This is a genomic window from Bosea vestrisii (assembly GCF_030144325.1).
Lineage (GTDB): Bacteria > Pseudomonadota > Alphaproteobacteria > Rhizobiales > Beijerinckiaceae > Allobosea > Allobosea vestrisii_A.
This window is the reverse complement of the sequence record NZ_CP126307.1, coordinates 1,100,374-1,116,706: the sequence shown is the minus strand read 5'-3', so window position 1 is coordinate 1,116,706 and position 16,333 is coordinate 1,100,374. Positions and strand designations below refer to the sequence as shown.

Here is a 16,333-nt window from a genome sequence, read left to right as displayed (position 1 = left end):
CATGGGCCGGCGATTCTCCTGAGGGCGGCGAACGATGTCGGGAGCGATAGAGCAGAAGCATCGACTTTTCGCTACTACAACCCGTTGGCGGGACCCGGTCTCGCAGGGCGGGTTGCCTTCGCGATCCGATTGCCTAGTGTTCGCGACGAACGGAAATAAGCCGCGCGCGCCGGGATGGCGCCGACGGCAGGGGACGGGATATCCATGGAGTCCAAGGTCAGCCCGCCCGGCAATGCGGGCGCGGCAACAGAACTGCCGGCGGTCAGCCTCGCCGGCATCGACATCACCTTCCATCTCCAGGGCGGCCAGCGCTACCAGGCGGTGAAGAAGATCGACCTTGCCGTCGCGCCGGGCGAGTTCGTCTCAGTGGTCGGGCCAACCGGCTGCGGCAAGTCGACCCTGCTCAACGCTGCCGCTGGCCTGCTGACGCCGTCCGCCGGCAAGGTCACGATCTTCGGCCAGCCGCTTTCGGGCCTCAACCGCCGCGCCGGCTATCTCTTCCAGCAGGATGCGCTGATGCCGTGGAAGACGGCGCTCGACAACGTCAAGGTCGCGCTCGAGCCGATGGGCGTTTCCGACGCCGAGGCCGACAAGCGGGCCCGCGACTGGCTTGGACGGGTGGGCCTGCGCGCCTTCGTCGAGCGCTATCCGCACATGCTGTCAGGTGGCCAGCGCAAGCGCGTGGCGCTGGCGCAGATGCTGATCCGCGATCCCGAGATCCTCCTGATGGACGAGCCCTTTGGGCCGCTCGACGCGCAGACCCGCCAGATCATGGGCAATCTCCTGCTCGATCTCTGGAGCAAGGATCGCAAGGCGCTGATCTTCGTGACGCACGACCTCGAGGAGGCGATCGCGCTGTCCGACCGGGTGGTGGTGATGTCGGCCGGACCCGCCGCCGGCATCGTCGCCGATTACAAGGTGCCGTTGCCGCGCCCGCGCGATATTGCCGAGATCAGGCTGGAGAAGGCTTTCCACGAGATCCACCGCGACATCTGGACCTCGCTCCGGGTCGAGGTCCAGAAGGCCTATGCCATGGGCGAGGGCAAGGAACTGGTCGAGGGAGCCGCGTCATGAACCGCGTCAAGCTCATCGGTTTGCAGATTTTGGTCATGGTCGTCTTCCTGGCGATCTGGCACATCGTCACCACCACCAGCCTGTTTGGCGACATCAAGACGACGCAGTTCTTCTTCTCGACCCCCGGGGAGGTGCTGGCGCGGACCTGGAAGCAGCTCACCGGCGCCGACATCTATTACCACCTCGGCATCACCCTGACCGAGACGGTGCTCGCTTTCGTCATAGGCTCGGCGGCCGGCGTCTTCTTCGGCTTCGCCTTCGCCCGGAACGCGCTGCTGGCGGCGGTGTTCGACCCCTACATCAAGGCGGCGAACGCCCTGCCGCGCGTCGTGCTGGCGCCGATCTTTGCGCTCTGGTTCGGCCTCGGCATCTGGTCGAAGGTGGCGCTCGGCTTCACGCTGGTGTTCTTCATCGTCTTCTTCAACGTCTACCAGGGCGTGAAGGAGGTCTCGCCGACGGTTCTGGCTAATGCCCGCATGCTCGGCATGAACGAGCGCCAGCTCTTTCGCCATGTCTACTGGCCCTCGGCGCTGACCTGGATGTTCTCCTCGCTGCACACCTCGGTCGGCTTTGCGCTGGTCGGGGCGGTGGTCGGCGAATATCTCGGCTCGTCGGCGGGGCTTGGCTACAAGATCCACGAGGCCGAGAGTGTCTTCGACGTCACCGGCGTGTTCTCCGGCATGTTGATCCTGGCGATCTTCGTGATCGTGATCGATTCACTGGTGACGCTGGTCGAGAACCGCCTGCTGGTCTGGCGACCGGGGCAGAGCTCGACGACGACGACCTAATCGCGAGCGGCGCGCCTGCTGCGCCGGGCGCCGCGGGTGGGCGCCGGGCTGGGGCCGGGTGGGCTGGTCTCGATCAATCGCAGCAAGGCGAGCGCGGCCGGGGCTAGCGCGTCCGTCGGCAAGGTCACGGCATGCAGCGTGCGGCGTAGCGCGGGTTCGAGGCGCAAGGTCGCGATCCCATCCGCATCGTCGACGGCGAGCTCAGGCATGATGGTCAGTCCGAGCCCCTCGCGCACCATGCCGAGCAAGGTGGCGTTGTCGCGGACCAGGCAGACGATCTCCGGATGGCTCGCCGCGGCCGCCAGCAATTCCTGAATCAGCGTCTCGCAGCCGCCGCCTGAAAGCAGCATGCGTTGCCCGTCGAGCGCCTTCAGCGAGACGGTGCTGCGCGACGCCAGCGGGTGGTTCGCCGGCAGAACGGCGAGATAATCGTCTGAATAGACCGGCCGAGCGGCGAGATCGGGGTGGGTCCGGCTGGTAATGCCGATCTCGACGATGCCGGCCTGGACCCAGCCGGTCACCTCGGGATCGGTTCCCTCATAAAGTGTCACGGTGACGCGCGGATGCTCGGCGCGCAGGCGCCGCAGCCAGGCGGGCAGCAGTCTGATGGCGGCGCTCTGGACGACACCTATCCGCACGACGCCATTCAATGCCTCGGCCTGGCCGGCACAGCTCGCCAGCCGCGAGACCGCGGCGAGCGCCGCCCGCGCCTCGGCGAGGGCCTTTTCGCCGGTGACCGTCAGCGCCAGGGTGTCCCGGCCGCGCAGTAGCAGCTTCGCTTCGAGCGCCCGCTCCAGCCCGGCAACCGCCTGGCTGACGGCAGATTGCGAGAGACAGAGCCGGTCCGCCGCTGCCGTAAAGCCGCCATGCTCCACCACGCCGGCGAAGCAGCGCAATTGAACCATGCTGACATTAGGAAACATGATCGATCTCTATTCGGCTGATTAATTGGACTGATGGCGAGCGCATGCCTAACCCGGGGACACATGCTGCTCAAGTCAGGGTTGTCCCGAAAATGACTGATACCGAAGCCGGTTCGCTGACCGTTGGCCTTGCCCAGATTGCACCCGTCTGGCTCGACCGGGCTCGGACGCTGGACAAGGTCGTTGCCTGGGTCGAGCGCGCCGCAGAGGCCGGCTGTGGCTTCGTCGTCTTCGGTGAGGCGCTCGTGCCGGGCTATCCCTTCTGGATCGAGCATACCGACGGGGCGCGGTTCGAATCGCCGCTGCAGAAGGAGCTTCACGCGCTCTATCTCGAACAGGCCGTGCAGATCGAAGCCGGCCATCTCGACGCCGTCTGCGCTGCTGCAATGAAGGCTGGCATCGCCGTCATGCTCGGCATCATCGAGCGGCCGGTCGATCGCGGCGGACACAGCATCTACTGCTCGCGGGTTCATATCGCGGCCGACGGGACGATCGCCTCGGTCCATCGGAAGCTGATGCCAACCTATGAGGAGCGGCTGAGCTGGGCGCCGGGAGACGGGCATGGTCTGCAGGTTCACCGTGTCGGGCCGTTCACGGTCGGCGGGCTGAACTGCTTCGAGAACTGGATGCCGCTGTCGCGGGCGGCGCTTTATGCGCAGGGGGAGAACCTGCATGTCGCGCTCTGGCCGGGAAACCTGCGTAACACCGAAGGCACCACCCGTTTCCTGGCGCGGGAGGGGCGCAGCTATGTCCTCGCCGTCTCCGGGCTGCTGCGCCAATCGGACGTTCCGGCCGACCATCCGGCGGCGGCGATGCTCGCCAGTTGCCCGAACGTGCTGGCCAATGGCGGTTCCTGCATCGCCGGCCCGGATGGCGAATGGGTGGTGGAGCCGGTCACCGGGCGCGAGTATCTTCTGGTCGCGCAGCTCGACCACCGCGAAGTCTGGCGTGAGCGGCAGAATTTCGACCAGGCGGGCCACTACGCTCGCCCCGACGTGACGAGGCTGATCGTCGACAGGCGGCGTCAGGGGATGGCTTCGTTTCTCGACGGGGTCATGTCCTAGCCCCTCCGGGCAGGGCTCGCCCGCGGCGACCTAACGTAAGCTCTGCTTGATTCCGGGCGCGAACGAGCGCCATCTTTGCGCTTCCATGTTGAGGGGCGCTCATGGAACTCGATGTTCACGATCGCATCACGGCCGATCCGACGCCTGAGGACATCGCTCGCGCCATCGATGAGCGCGGCGACGATCCCGACTGGTTCATCAACCTCTCCGACGATGACGGCTATGTCGAAGCCGAGCGTGACGAGCGCGGCCGGTTCCGACTGGCCTATCATTCGGGCAAGGCAAGGTTCGATGCCGCCGAGACGGTCGATGCCGCGGCGCTGAAGACGATCTTTCTTGCCTATCTCAGCGGCGACGATAGCTGGCGCAAGAACAAGAACTGGCTGCGCAAGGCGTCGCCGGCCAAGGTTGCCGAAGCTGCCGGCGAGCCGCCGGTCTGGGCGATCGCGGCGGTGGTCGCCTCGCTCGCGCTGATCTTCGTGATCGCGGAAGTGCTGCCGGAGAGCTGGGTGGAGTGGCTGCCTTTCGCCGGGACGACCCTCGGCAATATCGCGCTGATCGCGCTACCCATCGTCGTGATGGTCGCCGCGATGGTGATCAACGCGATGCTCAAGGTGCGGCGCGCCAAAGGCTGGGCGCAGGTGCCGGGGCACATCACTCATTCGCAGATGACGACGCGTCGCCCGCCCGCCGGCAACGAGATAGGGACCGTCGTGAACGTCCCGGCTGTCGCCTACACCTTCAAGGTCGGGGGGCAGGAGTATCGCGGCACGCGCGTCAGCCTCGGGGAGATCAGTGGCAAATATGCCGAGGAGGCGCTGCTGCGCTACCCGCTTGGCGCGGTCGTGACCGTCTTCTACGATCCGGTCGATCCCGGCGATTGCGTGCTGGAACGTGAGGCGCCCAAGGGAGCGGTCAAGGGTTGCGGACTCCTGCTGCTCGTCGTGGCGCTGCTTGGTGGCGGGTTCTACTGGGTGGTGACGCAGGGGGCCGAGGTTCTCAAGGCACGGATGCCGGATGCGGATGTCCCGGTGATGCTGTTTGCCGGCCTGTTCGGACTGGCGGCGCTGCTGTTTTTCGTCGCTCACCGGCGCTATCTCTCCCGCGCCAATGCCTGGCCGGTCACGCAAGGCGAGATCGTCTCCAGCGTCATCGAGCAGCGCCGCTCGACGGAGAATGGCAGGACGAGCACGACCTATCTTCCAGTCATCGAGTTCGGCTACACGGTCGGCGGCAACCGCCTGCACAGCCGGCAGGTGAAGCTCGGCCTGGAGGTGGCGGGATCGGAGAGCTTCGCGCAGAAGATCGTCGATCGCTATCCGGCCGGGGCGAAGGTCGACGTGCACTATGATCCGCAGGACCCGTCGAACGCCGCTCTTGAAAACCCGACGGAGACGAACTGGATTCTGCTCGGCGTCGCGCTCGCCTGCTTCGCCATCGCGCTCTATGCGAGTCGCGCCTTCCGCTAGGAGTCCTGGCCCGGCGGGGCTTCGAGCATCCGTACCAGCTCGGCATAACGCGGCATCAGTTCCTCACGCCGTTGCATGTCGCGATCGAACTGCGCCCGCTTGTCCGCTGCGCCGCTCTCGTCCTGCGCTGCGGCTGCTCCCTGAAACATCTCGTCGAGGGCATGGGCTGCGGCCCGGTCGCTGAGCCAGACGAGCTCCTGCTGCAGCGCCGTGTATTCCGTCATCAGCTTGAAGCGCTTTTCGACCCGGGTCAGCCCAGGCGGGTCGTCGGTGTTGGCGGAGGCGGTGGTTTGATCGCCAGCGTTCGCCCCGGACAGTACGGCCTGGGCCTGTTCCGACAGGTCGAGGATGACGGCGTCACTCTGATCAGGCGCTGCCGGCGCCATCGCGGCGGGCGAGGTGCCTCGACCGTCTTCGGCCGGCGAGCTCGATGACGGTGCGTTTTGCAGGAGCGCAAGCGCGGAAGGCGCAATCCGAGTTGCCACCGCGTCCACCATGACCGTCTCCTGTTCCGTTCGCTCTGGTCGAAAGTCCTTGTCGAGGCGTAGCCGGCAAGCAGTATGCGAGGCCGTGTTTAACGAGCCTTGAATCTTTCGCCTTGCTTCCGCGTCGATCGGTCTCGGCTTCGTGCGTTGCGCGACCTCGTGCCTGCGCTTGCTCAGCTTGCGGCAATGCGCCTATCTTCGTCGCGAAATCGCGCCTTTTTCGAAGCGCGTCATCGATCAACCGGAGGAAACCTATGTTTTTCAATCGCCGCGCGGCGCTCGCTGCGCTCGCCTTCAGCACTGCGCTCGGCCTCGCGCCGGCTTTCGCCCAGAATGCCGAGAAGCCCAAGCTGACGCTCGGTGTCGGTGGCAAGCAATTGCTCTATTATCTCCCGCTGACGGTCGCAGAGAAGAAGGGCTTCTTCAAGGACCAGGGGCTCGACGTCGAGATCAATGATTTCGGCGGTGGCGCCAAGTCGCTGCAGGCGCTGGTCGGCGGCTCGGTCGACGTCGTCACCGGCGCCTATGAGCACACCATCCGCATGCAGGCCAAGGGCCAGGACATCCGCGCCGTGATCGAGCTCGGGCGCTTCCCGGCGATCACGATCGCGGTGCGCAAGGACCTCGCCGACAAGGTGAAGTCAGCCGCCGACTTCAAGGGTTTGAAGATCGGCGTGACGGCGCCTGGTTCCTCAACGGCGCTGACGGCGCAATACGCCATGGTCAAGGCCGGCCTCAAGGCGACGGACGCGCCGATCATCGGCGTTGGCGCCGGCGCCAGCGCGGTTGCGGCGATCAAGCAGAAGCAGGTCGACCTGATCTCGCATCTCGATCCCGTCACCTCGAAGCTGGAATCGGACGGCGATGTCGTCTCGCTGATCGACACCCGCACGGAAGCCGGAACCAAGGCGCTGTTCGGTGGCTCGAACCCGGCGGCGGTGCTCTACCTCAAGAATGACTTCGCCGAGAAGAATCCGGTGACGACGCAGAAGCTCGTCAACGCGCTGATGAAGTCGTTGAAATGGCTGGAGACGGCCAAGCCAGAGGATGTCGCAGATCTCGTCCCGGCCGAGTACCATCTCGGTGACAAGCCGCTCTATCTGACCGCGGTGAAGAACTCGCAAGAGAGTTATTCGCGCACCGGTATCCCGACCGCCGACGCGATGAAGAGCATGTACGACTCGCTGAAACTGCTCGATCCGGAGCTGACTAACTCCAATGTCGACCTGACCAAGACCTTCATCGACTCGTTTGCGAAGAAGGCGGCCGCCGGGTCCTGACCCGGTTTAGCCCGCTCGTCACGCTGATGATGGCGTCGCTTCATAGCGGCGCCATTTTCTTTGGCGGGCCATTCAAAACGCACGCTGGACTTGCGGTTGCCGTGGCGCGAGATTGTGCCGTTGACGCAAGGAGAGGCGACATGATCGAGCGTGCTGCGATCGAAACCCTCATTCGGGATGCCTATGCCGCCCGTCATCGCGGCGATCTCGATGCGCTGATGGATTATTTCCACCCAGAGTGCAGCTACCGCCTCGCGGGAGGGCCGCAGGCCGCCGAAGTCTTCGTGCAGCCGGATGGTTTAGAAGCTGTCCGCGAGCAGATGGCTGGGCTGATTGCGACTTATGTCTTCAGCAATATCGAGGAGCTGGCGATGACGGTCGACGGCGAGACGGCCACCCTGCACTGGCGCGCCGACGTCGCATGCAAGCCGACGGGCCGCAGCGGTTCTTTCGAGATCATGGACGTCTTCACCGTCTCCGATGGCAAGCTGAAGAGCGTCACGCAATTCACCGACACTGCCGGCGTGGCGCGGCTGAGCAGCGTCTGAGGCGAGGCCGATAAAGCCCCACCATCGCTCGTGTGGCGGGCGATGGCGGAGCGCGTCAATCGCCGGGCTGCGGGCTCCCCCGAATGGATCGGCCTTTCAGCCCCGTTTGCCGCCGACCGAGATGAAGGCCATGAGGCAGGGTTCCGGCAGCGGGTTGCGCCAGCGATGCCGGGTGCCGTTCTGCACGATGCAGTCGCCCTGGCGCAGATGGACGGTTTGTCCGTCGTCCAGTTCCAGCGTCATCTCGCCACGAACCACGACCCCGTAGTCGATGGTGTCCGAGGTATGCATGCCCGGTGCGCTGAGGTCGAAATGCTCGCCCATGCGCGGGACCTTCTCCGACATTTCCTCCAGCGCGCTCTTGAAGGTCACGCCGGCTGGCGGTTTCCAGCCCTCGGGCCGCTTCGGCGGATAGGAGATGAGGCGGAACATCGTGCCGCCGGGGCCGGGAAAGGCGACCGTGCCTTTCAGCATCGGATCGGGTTCCAGGCCGGTCAGCTGCGGCACGCCCTCGGTCATGTAGAGTTCGTAGAAGGTCAGCCCCGGATTGGAGTCGATCTCCACGACCTTGGACGTGACGTCGAAGGATTTGAACACCGACTTGCCGGCTGCATCGCGGCCGGTCAGCGCCCGCTTCGGTGGCGGCAACTCGCTTGAATCCTTGGCCTCGACTGATGATGACGCTGCCGCCAAAGCGCTGCCGCCGACCATGGCGGAGAGCGCCTGGAGCAAGCGACGCCTATCGCTGCCTTCGGCTTGTTTTTTATCTTCTGAGGATTTGTTCTTATTTCGTGATTGCCAGAACCAAGAGAATTTGCCCATTTATCTTCTCCATCAATCTTATTTCTTGGTATTTATTTGCCTTCTCACCTGCTCGATAAAATTCGTTGAGGAAATGTCTCACGATGTTTGTTGTGGTAAGGAACTCAAGCCGGCACAAGTAGACCTTAGACGCAACGAGACCTCATGTACCCGATCGGATGCTGGCGGACGCTCACGGGAAGAACGAGGCGAGCCGTATTGAGTCGGCATGGCAATGTATTCGCCTGGTAGTCGGCTCAATTGCGCCCGACTAAAGTTCAATTGTTTTGTGTTCGAACCCGGGCGGATATTGTGACGGCTTCTGCTGGCGGCATGGTCCGGCAGCCAACGACAAGAGCGCCCGCATGATGCCGAACCCCGCCGCGCTGTTCGCCGTCGTCATCCTGATCCTTCCGATGGGCTATCTGCTGCTGGCCGCGCCAGGTTTCCTGTTCGTGAAGCTCGACATTCTGCCTGTCGCCCGGCTTCTGCGCATGATGTTCGGAGCCTATTTTCAGGTCTTGACCATCGCCGCCATCGTCGGAACGCTGGTTTTCGCCGTGACGGGTCGATGGACCTTCGTCATCGGCGTTGCCGTGCTGGCGTCCACGCTCATGGCACGCCGCTGGTTCCTGCGACGGATGGACGGCGAGATTGACGCCTGGCCCACCGATGTCGGCCGCAGGCTGCGCCGGCTGCACTATGGCGGCATGGTGTGCAACGCGATCCAGCTCGCCGTCGTCATCGTCAGCGCTCCCTACATCATGGGCACGACGGCCTGAGGCGGCTTGCCGAGCGAGGGCTGCGACAGGTCCCCGCGCGCCGCGCTGATCGCTCCCATCACGGCTTTCGATTGGCGCGGGCCGCACCAGCCGCTAGGTTCGCCGCGTCGTGTCGTCGAAGGCTGGCCTACCGCTCATGAACATCCTCTCGATCCAGTCCCATGTCGCTTATGGCCATGTCGGCAATGCCTCGGCCGTGTTCCCGATGCAGCGCCTCGGCGTCGAGGTCTGGCCGATCCACACCGTGCAGTTCTCGAACCACACCGGCTATGGCGCCTGGAAGGGGCAGGTCTTCGATGGCGCCACCATCGATGAGCTGATGGCGGGCATCGGCGAGCGCGGCGTGCTCGGCAGATGCGACGGCGTGCTCTCCGGCTATATGGGCTCGGCCGATATCGGCCACGCCATCCTCTCGGCGGTGGCGAAGGTGCGCGAGGCCAACCCGAAGACGATGTACTGCTGCGATCCGGTGATCGGCGATGTCGGCCGCGGCGTCTTCGTGCGGCCGGGCATTCCCGAATTCATGCGCGAGCAGGCGGTGCCGGCGGCCGACATCGTCACGCCGAACCAGTTCGAGCTCGAGCTGCTCACCGATGTCGAGGTCAGGACGCTGGCCGATGCACATCGCGCCGTCGAGGCGCTGCGCGATGCCGGGCCCAGGGTCGTGCTCGTCACCTCGCTGATCACCAACGAGACCCCTGACGATGCGATCGACCTGATGGCGGCGGACGGGCAGGGCACCTTCCGGGTGCGCACGCCGAAGATCGATATCAACATCAACGGCGCCGGCGATGCGATCGCGGCACTGTTCTTCGTCCACTATCTGCGCGACGGCTCGGCCGCGAGTGCGCTCGGCAAGGCGGCGTCCTCGATCTACGGCCTGCTGAAGCGGACCAAGGAGGCCGGCTCGCGCGAGATCCTGACGGTGGCAGCGCAGGACGAGTTCGTCACGCCCTCGCAGCTCTTCGCGCCTGAAGCGGTCTGACTGGTATGAAGCTTCGCCTCGGCACCTTCAATGTCGAGAACCTGCTGACGCGCCACCGCTTCGAGCCGGGCGGACGGACCGAGACGGCGGCGGCGATGTCGCTGTTCCATTTCCCGCGCGCCGATGAGCGCGACGCGGTCGAGCGCTCGCTCGCGGTCGCGCTCGAGGACGACAAGCGCCAGATGACGGCGCTCGCCATCGCCGAGGCCAATGCCGACATCTGGATGCTGCAGGAGGTAGATTCGCTGGCGAGCCTGCAAGCCTTCTTCGCCAATTACGTCCACCGCATCGCCGACCATCGCTACGGCCATTTCACGCTGCTCGACGGCAATGACCGCCGCAACATCGATATCGGCTTTGCCGCAAGGCGCGACCTGGTGCAGCCGCAGCAGGTCACGGTGCGCTCCTACAAGGGCATGAGCTTCGCCGATGCCGAGGCGTTCTCGCCCGAGGTCGCCGCCTTCGGCATCGAGCCGCGCGACAAGGTCTTCGCCCGCGACTGCCTCGCGGTTGAGCTCGATCTCGGCGATCGGCGGCTGACCCTGTTCGGCTGCCACCTCAAATCGATGAACAATGGCCGCGACGACGGCCGGCAGGCGACCTTGCCGATCCGCCGGGCCGAGGCGCTGGCAGTGAGGAAGATCATCAAGGACTGGTTCGGGCCGGGCTGGCGCGAGGCGAACTGGGCGATCCTCGGCGATCTCAACGGCTACCGGATCGGGCTCGGGCCGCTGGCGGCGCCGGTCGATGAGGGCGACAGCGGCATCGAGCCGTTGCTCGAGGATTTCGCCGTCGACCCGATGGAAAGCCTGCCGCCGCATGAGCGCTGGACGCATTTCCGGCGCTACTGGTCGGAGGAACGCCAGAGCCTGATCGACAGCCATATGCCGCTCGACCATATCCTGCTCTCGCCGGCGCTCGCTGCGGCCAATCCGAACCCGGCGATGCAGATGATCCGGCGCGGCCTGCCTTATCGCGTCCCGCTCGATCCGCGCGAGGCAGATCGCTCGATGGCGAAGCTCGCTCTGACCCATGACCGCTATCCGCGCGTCGGCTGGGACCGGCCCAAAGCCTCGGATCATTGCCCGCTGACGATCGAGCTTTCGATCCCGAAGGAGACCGCATGAGCCGCCGCTTCGTCACGCTCGACGTGTTCACGACCCGGCCGCATGCCGGTAATCCGCTCGCCGTCGTACTCGACGCTGAGGGGCTCGACACCGAGGCGATGCAGACCATCGCGCGCGAGTTCAACCTGTCGGAGACGGTGTTCGTCGCGCCGCCGGCCGACCCCGCTCATCGCGCCGCGATCCGCATCTTCACGCCCGGCCAGGAACTGCCCTTCGCCGGTCATCCGACGGTCGGCACCGCCGCGCTGCTGGCGCTGCGTGATGCGGCGGACGGGCGGGCGGCGGACAGGCTCGTGCTGGAGGAGAAGGTCGGTCCGGTACCCTGCGTGATCGCGCTCGGCAATGCGCGCAGCGCCCGCGCCATCTTCACCTTGCCGAAGCTGCCGGAGCAGATCGCGCAGCCGGTCGCTGAGGCGGCGCTGGCGGAGGCGCTTGGGCTGGACGTGGCCGATCTTGGCTTCGAAGGACATCGGCCGAGCGCCTTCTCTGCGGGCGTCGCCTATACGACGGTCCCGCTCGCCAGCCGCGAGGCGGTCGCAAAGGCGCGCGTCGCCGAAGCGTTCGAGCGCGCGATGGCGGGGGGCCCAGAACGGCAACGCCTTCGTTTATTGCCGCGACACGGAGGAGGCGGGACATCATTACCATGCCCGCATGTTCTGGCCGGAAGCCGGCGTGACCGAGGATCCGGCGACCGGCTCGGCCGTTGCCGCCTTCGCCGGCGCGATCATGGCGTTCGACCAGCCGAGCGATGGCGAGCACCGCTTCGTCATCGAGCAGGGCTACGAGATGGGGCGGCCTTCGCAGATCGAGCTGACGCTGACGGTCGAAGGCGGCGCGCTGGCCTCGGCGACAATCGGCGGCGCGGCGGTGGTGATGAGCGAGGGCGTGCTGCTGTGAACGGCAATGGCGTCATCGACGGCGAGATCGTCGGGCTCGATCGCGTCGAGGCCAGGATCGAAGCTTTCGACTGGGCTTTTGCCCGCGAGCGCGCCGACGAGATCGCCGCGCATTGGGCCAGGATCAGCGCCGGCAAGCCGGCGATGTTCAACGGCCGCGTCATGCTGCAGCACCGCGGAGCGATCGAGGACGGCGTGTTCCATGCCGGCTATTTCGAGGCCGACTACGCTGCCTTCATGAGCTGGCGCGATTTCGGCCATCCCGGCCCGGTGCTCCGCAATGGCTTCGCCATGGCGGCGCTGCAGGCGGTCGATGGGGCTTTCCTGCTCGGCCGCATGGGCGATCACACCGCTAATCCAGGGAAGGTCTATTTTGCCGCCGGCACGCCGGACAAGGAGGACGCGCGACCCGACAGCACGCTCGATCTTGCCGGTAGCGTCACCCGCGAGCTTTGCGAGGAGACCGGGCTCACGCTCGACGAGATCTCGGTCGAGGAGCGCTGGACGGCGGTGATCGTGCCCGGCCGCGTCGCCTTCATGCGGCCGGTCGCGGTTTCCTGGAGCGCCGAGGAAGCCCGCGCGCTCATGCTGGAGCGGATCGCAACGCAGGCGGAGCCGGAGCTTTCCGACATCGTGATCGTCCGCAATCTCGCCGATTGTGCGGCTTACGACATGCCGCCCTTCATGACGTCCTATCTCGTCCATATCTTCGGGCGGGATTGACCCTTACCGATCGAGGTTGCCGATGGCCGATGCGTCCGATGTCCTGAACCTGCCTGCCGGCAATCCCTTCGGGCGCGCCTGGGAGACGCCGTTCGGCCTGCCGCCGTTCGCGCAGATCACGCCCGAGCACATCCGCGAGGCCTATCCGGCGGCGCTGGAAAAGCACCGGGCCGAGATCCAGGCGATCAAGGCCGAAGCTGCGGCGCCCGACTTCGCCAACACGGTCGAGGCGCTGGAGCGCTCGGCGCGCGGCATGAGCCGGCTCGGCGGCGTGTTCTACAATCTCGCCGGGGCCGACACCAACGAGGCGCTGCAGGCGATCGAGCGCGAGATGTCGCCGGTGATGTCGCGGCACTGGTCGGCGATCATGATGGATCACGAGCTCTTCGCCCGCGTCGACGCCGTGTTCGCGCAGCGCGAGAGCCTCGGGCTGAACGAGGAGCAGCTCCGCCTGCTGGAGCGGACGCATCGCGGTTTCATCCGCTCGGGTGCGAAGCTCGAAGGCGAGGACAAGGCCAGGCTCGCGGCGATCAACGAGCGGCTGGCGGGCCTCGGCACCAGCTTCGGCCAGAACCTGCTCAAGGACGAGGCGAGCTATGCGCTGATCATCGAGGACGAGGCCGATCTCGACGGCCTGCCGTCCTTCGTCGTCGCAGCGATGGCGCGCGCCGCCGCCGATCGCGGTCAGGACGGCAAGCATGCGGTGACGCTGTCGCGCTCGATCATCGAGCCGTTCCTGACCTTCTCGACGCGACGAGACCTGCGCGAAGAGGCGTTTACCGCCTGGAGCAAGCGCGGCGAGAATGGCGGGGAAACCGACAACCGCGCCATCGTCGCCGAGATGGTGAGCTTGCGGGCCGAGAAGGCCAAGCTCCTGGGCTTTGCGACCTTCGCCCATTTCAAGCTCGACGATTCGATGGCGAAGACGCCGGAGAACGTGCGCAACCTGCTCGAACTGGTCTGGAAGCCGGCACGGGCCCGCGCTGGGCAGGAGGCGGCCGATCTTGCCGCGCTCGCCCAGAGCGAGGGCGAGAATGCGCCGATCCGCCCCTCAGACTGGCGCTTCTATGCCGAGAAGGTGCGGCAGAAGACCTATGCGCTCGATGAAGCTGTGCTGAAGCCCTATCTCCAGCTCGACAGGATCATTGCCGCCGCCTTCGACACGGCCGGCAAGCTGTTCGGGCTCTCATTCGTCGAGCGGCCGGAGCTCAAGGGTTATCACCCGGACGTGCGCGTCTTCGAGGTGAGCGAAACCGCGAGCGGCCGGCATATCGGCCTCTTCCTCGGCGACTATTTCGCCCGCGCCTCGAAGCGTTCCGGCGCCTGGATGAGCGCCTATCGCGGCCAGCGCAATTTCGATGGCGAGGTCCGGCCGATCATCGTCAATGTCTGCAACTTCGCCAAGCCCGCGGAGGGCAAACCGGCGCTGCTCTCGATCGACGATGCCCGCACGCTCTTCCACGAGTTCGGCCATGCCCTGCACGGCCTGCTCTCGGACGTGCACTACGGCTCGCTCGCCGGTACCTCGGTCTCGCGCGATTTCGTCGAACTGCCCTCGCAGCTTTACGAGCACTGGTTCCTGACCAAAGAGGTGATGCAGCGCTTCTGCCTGCACGCCGAGACGGGCGAGCCGATCCCCGACGCACTGATCGAGAAGATCAAGCGCGCGCAGACCTTCAACCAGGGTTTTGCCACGGTCGAGTACACCTCCTCGGCGCTGGTCGATCTCGCCTTCCACTCGCTGGAGGCGCCGGCCGAGGTCGATCCGCTCGCCTTCGAGGCGAAGGAGCTGGCGCGGATCGGCATGCCCAGCGAGATCACCATGCGCCACCGCACGCCGCATTTCAGCCACGTGTTCTCGGGCGACGGCTATTCGGCCGGCTATTACAGCTATCTCTGGTCGGAGGTGATGGACGCCGATGCCTTCAACGCCTTCATCGAGGCGGGCGACGTCTTCGCTCCCGAGGTTGCCGGCAAGCTCAAGCACTACATCTATTCCGCCGGCGACACGCGCGATCCGGCCGAGGCCTATACGCTGTTCCGCGGCCGTCTGCCGACGCCGGACGCACTGCTGGAGAAGCGGGGGCTGGCGGCGTAGCGCGAAGGCGTCATTTCCGGGCGGAGCGAAGCGCAGACCCGGGAATCTCAGGATCAGCTAGCTGGTTTCCGAGATGCTCGGGTCAAGCCCGAGCATGACGTGCTGGTTTCACGGATACCCGAACTTCGTCCGTGTCGCGCGGATCTGGGAGATCGCTCCGCCGTCATTGCCGGCGGCGCAGCTCTTGCGGGCGGTGTCGATCTCGGCGCTGACGCGGGTGTGGACGCCCTTGGTGGTGTGGCCGGTCTGCAGATCGTTGTCCATCACCGCCTGGAACCGGTCGACCTCGCCAGAGCAGCCCGTGCCTGTCGGCATGCGGAAGGTGTTCGGCGTGACACCGGTCGGCGCCTGCTCGGGCGAGGGGGCCGGCGGCGGCCCGCCAGACGGCGTCTGGCACGCAGCGAGCAGCAGCGCGGTGAGAGCCGGCACGAGGATCGATGTGGTGCGCATGGACAAGGCTCCGGCGGGTCGGACGCGAACCATGGTCGATTCCGCCTCCGAGGCAAAGCCTCCTCGCAAGCAGAACGGCTGCTCAATCCTGACTGGGCATGAAGAGAGCGATGAGGGTGAAGAAGCCCGCCGCCGCGACCGCCAGCCAGATCGAATGCGAGCCGACTTGGCCATGCGCGAAAGCACCCAGGAGCGCGCCACCGAGCAGGCTGAGCCAGAGCACGAAGTGGCGCAGGAAGGCGAGCTTCGGCCGGCCGAGCAAGGCGCCGGCGAGGCGCTGCCCCATCTTGACCAGCGTGCCGGTCATATAGGTCAGGCCGATCGTGACTTCGCCGTCGCGCTGGAAGACGGCATTCTCGGCGCCCATGGCCAGCGCGAGGATACCGGCGGCGGCGATGCCCGGCCCGATGCTGTAGAGCCCGGCCGAGAGGGCGAGCGCCAGCGTGACGAAAGCCAGCACCGCGGCCTGGCGCCGCTGCCCGCCGAAATGGCCGGCGAGCGAGCCGCAGACCACGCCGAGAACGAAGAGGGCGATGATCATGCCGGCCAGCAGGATGCCGTCGATGCGGCCCTCCGCCAGTTCGATGCCGAGGCGGGTGGTATTGCCGGTCATGAACGAGACGAAGAAGCCGCCGAGATTAAGGAAGCCGAGCGCGTCGACGAAGCCGGCCAGCCCCGAGAGGCCGATGGCGAGCCCGATGGCAGGGCGATCGTAGCGCAGCATCGAGACGGCACTCCGGTTATGTGGGCCGGCCCCCAATGCGCCATAGTCGGCCGAATCGCGTCATCAGATTAATCCACACATCTCATCCGTCATTCCCGCGCGCTTGGGCTCTGCGC

Annotated in this window: 16 protein-coding genes and 1 pseudogene; 12 read left to right on the top strand and 5 right to left on the bottom strand. The window is 65.9% G+C overall.

Going from position 1 to position 16,333, the window contains the following annotated elements:
* Positions 1-204: 204 nt before the first annotated feature.
* Together QO058_RS05415 and QO058_RS05410 are read left to right on the top strand one after the other, a co-directional pair.
* Positions 205-1,074: an ABC transporter ATP-binding protein gene (locus QO058_RS05415; RefSeq protein WP_284170865.1), complete on the top strand. Its 870-nt coding sequence runs from the start codon at positions 205-207 to the stop codon at positions 1,072-1,074.
* Entirely contained in the window at positions 1,071-1,862 is a 792-nt protein-coding gene (locus tag QO058_RS05410) for an ABC transporter permease (RefSeq protein ID WP_284170864.1), read from the top strand. The genes QO058_RS05415 and QO058_RS05410 overlap by 4 nt, the downstream gene beginning before the upstream one ends.
* Here the strand turns inward: QO058_RS05410 and QO058_RS05405 are convergent.
* Positions 1,859-2,785 carry a LysR family transcriptional regulator gene (locus QO058_RS05405; RefSeq protein WP_284170862.1) on the bottom strand — a complete coding sequence of 309 codons (927 nt, stop codon included), beginning with the start codon at positions 2,783-2,785 and terminating at the stop codon, positions 1,859-1,861. The genes QO058_RS05410 and QO058_RS05405 overlap by 4 nt on opposite strands.
* 92 nt (positions 2,786-2,877) lie before the next feature.
* On the opposite strand from QO058_RS05405, the gene QO058_RS05400 reads away from it, so the two are divergent.
* Positions 2,878-3,849 carry a carbon-nitrogen hydrolase family protein gene (locus QO058_RS05400; protein ID WP_284170860.1) on the top strand — a complete coding sequence of 324 codons (972 nt, stop codon included), beginning with the start codon at positions 2,878-2,880 and terminating at the stop codon, positions 3,847-3,849.
* Positions 3,850-3,950: 101 nt separating this feature from the next.
* Positions 3,951-5,318 carry a DUF3592 domain-containing protein gene (locus QO058_RS05395; RefSeq protein ID WP_284170859.1) on the top strand — a complete coding sequence of 456 codons (1,368 nt, stop codon included), beginning with the start codon at positions 3,951-3,953 and terminating at the stop codon, positions 5,316-5,318.
* Here the strand turns inward: QO058_RS05395 and QO058_RS05390 are convergent.
* Complete coding sequence (locus tag QO058_RS05390) at positions 5,315-5,815, bottom strand: hypothetical protein (protein WP_284170858.1); 501 nt, start codon at positions 5,813-5,815, stop codon at positions 5,315-5,317. The genes QO058_RS05395 and QO058_RS05390 overlap by 4 nt on opposite strands.
* A gap of 242 nt (positions 5,816-6,057) precedes the next feature.
* Here QO058_RS05390 and QO058_RS05385 point away from each other — a divergent pair, with 242 nt between their 5' ends.
* Both QO058_RS05385 and QO058_RS05380 read left to right on the top strand, forming a co-directional pair.
* On the top strand, positions 6,058-7,083 hold the full coding sequence (locus QO058_RS05385; protein WP_284170856.1) for an ABC transporter substrate-binding protein: 1,026 nt from the start codon (positions 6,058-6,060) through the stop codon (positions 7,081-7,083).
* 26 nt (positions 7,084-7,109) lie between these two features.
* Complete coding sequence (locus QO058_RS05380) at positions 7,110-7,631, top strand: nuclear transport factor 2 family protein (protein ID WP_284170854.1); 522 nt, start codon at positions 7,110-7,112, stop codon at positions 7,629-7,631.
* A 96-nt stretch (positions 7,632-7,727) separates the two neighbouring features.
* Here the strand turns inward: QO058_RS05380 and QO058_RS05375 are convergent, their stop codons facing one another.
* On the bottom strand, positions 7,728-8,363 hold the full coding sequence (locus tag QO058_RS05375) for a cupin domain-containing protein (protein WP_284170852.1): 636 nt from the start codon (positions 8,361-8,363) through the stop codon (positions 7,728-7,730).
* 434 nt (positions 8,364-8,797) lie between these two features.
* Here QO058_RS05375 and QO058_RS05370 point away from each other — a divergent pair, with 434 nt between their 5' ends.
* The 6 genes and pseudogenes from QO058_RS05370 to QO058_RS05345 all read left to right on the top strand — a co-directional run bounded on the left by QO058_RS05370 (position 8,798) and on the right by QO058_RS05345 (position 15,043).
* Complete coding sequence (locus tag QO058_RS05370) at positions 8,798-9,214, top strand: hypothetical protein (RefSeq protein WP_347975932.1); 417 nt, start codon at positions 8,798-8,800, stop codon at positions 9,212-9,214.
* A gap of 136 nt (positions 9,215-9,350) precedes the next feature.
* Positions 9,351-10,199 (top strand): pyridoxal kinase PdxY, encoded by an 849-nt coding sequence (pdxY, locus tag QO058_RS05365; protein WP_284170850.1) that lies wholly within the window; start codon positions 9,351-9,353, stop codon positions 10,197-10,199.
* A 5-nt stretch (positions 10,200-10,204) separates the two neighbouring features.
* Positions 10,205-11,326, top strand: a complete 1,122-nt coding sequence (locus QO058_RS05360; protein WP_284170849.1) for an endonuclease/exonuclease/phosphatase family protein — start codon at positions 10,205-10,207, stop codon at positions 11,324-11,326.
* Positions 11,323-12,223: pseudogene (locus tag QO058_RS31350) on the top strand (PhzF family phenazine biosynthesis protein). Before QO058_RS05360 ends, QO058_RS31350 begins: the two are co-directional and overlap by 4 nt.
* Positions 12,220-12,945: an NUDIX hydrolase gene (locus QO058_RS05350; RefSeq protein WP_284170848.1), complete on the top strand. Its 726-nt coding sequence runs from the start codon at positions 12,220-12,222 to the stop codon at positions 12,943-12,945. Before QO058_RS31350 ends, QO058_RS05350 begins: the two are co-directional and overlap by 4 nt.
* A 22-nt stretch (positions 12,946-12,967) precedes the next feature.
* On the top strand, positions 12,968-15,043 hold the full coding sequence (locus tag QO058_RS05345; RefSeq protein WP_284170846.1) for a M3 family metallopeptidase: 2,076 nt from the start codon (positions 12,968-12,970) through the stop codon (positions 15,041-15,043).
* 108 nt (positions 15,044-15,151) lie between these two features.
* On the opposite strand, the gene QO058_RS05340 is transcribed toward QO058_RS05345, so the two are convergent.
* Positions 15,152-15,493: a hypothetical protein gene (locus QO058_RS05340; RefSeq protein ID WP_284170845.1), complete on the bottom strand. Its 342-nt coding sequence runs from the start codon at positions 15,491-15,493 to the stop codon at positions 15,152-15,154.
* A gap of 82 nt (positions 15,494-15,575) precedes the next feature.
* Positions 15,576-16,217: a YoaK family protein gene (locus tag QO058_RS05335; protein WP_284170843.1), complete on the bottom strand. Its 642-nt coding sequence runs from the start codon at positions 16,215-16,217 to the stop codon at positions 15,576-15,578.
* Positions 16,218-16,333: the final 116 nt, after the last annotated feature.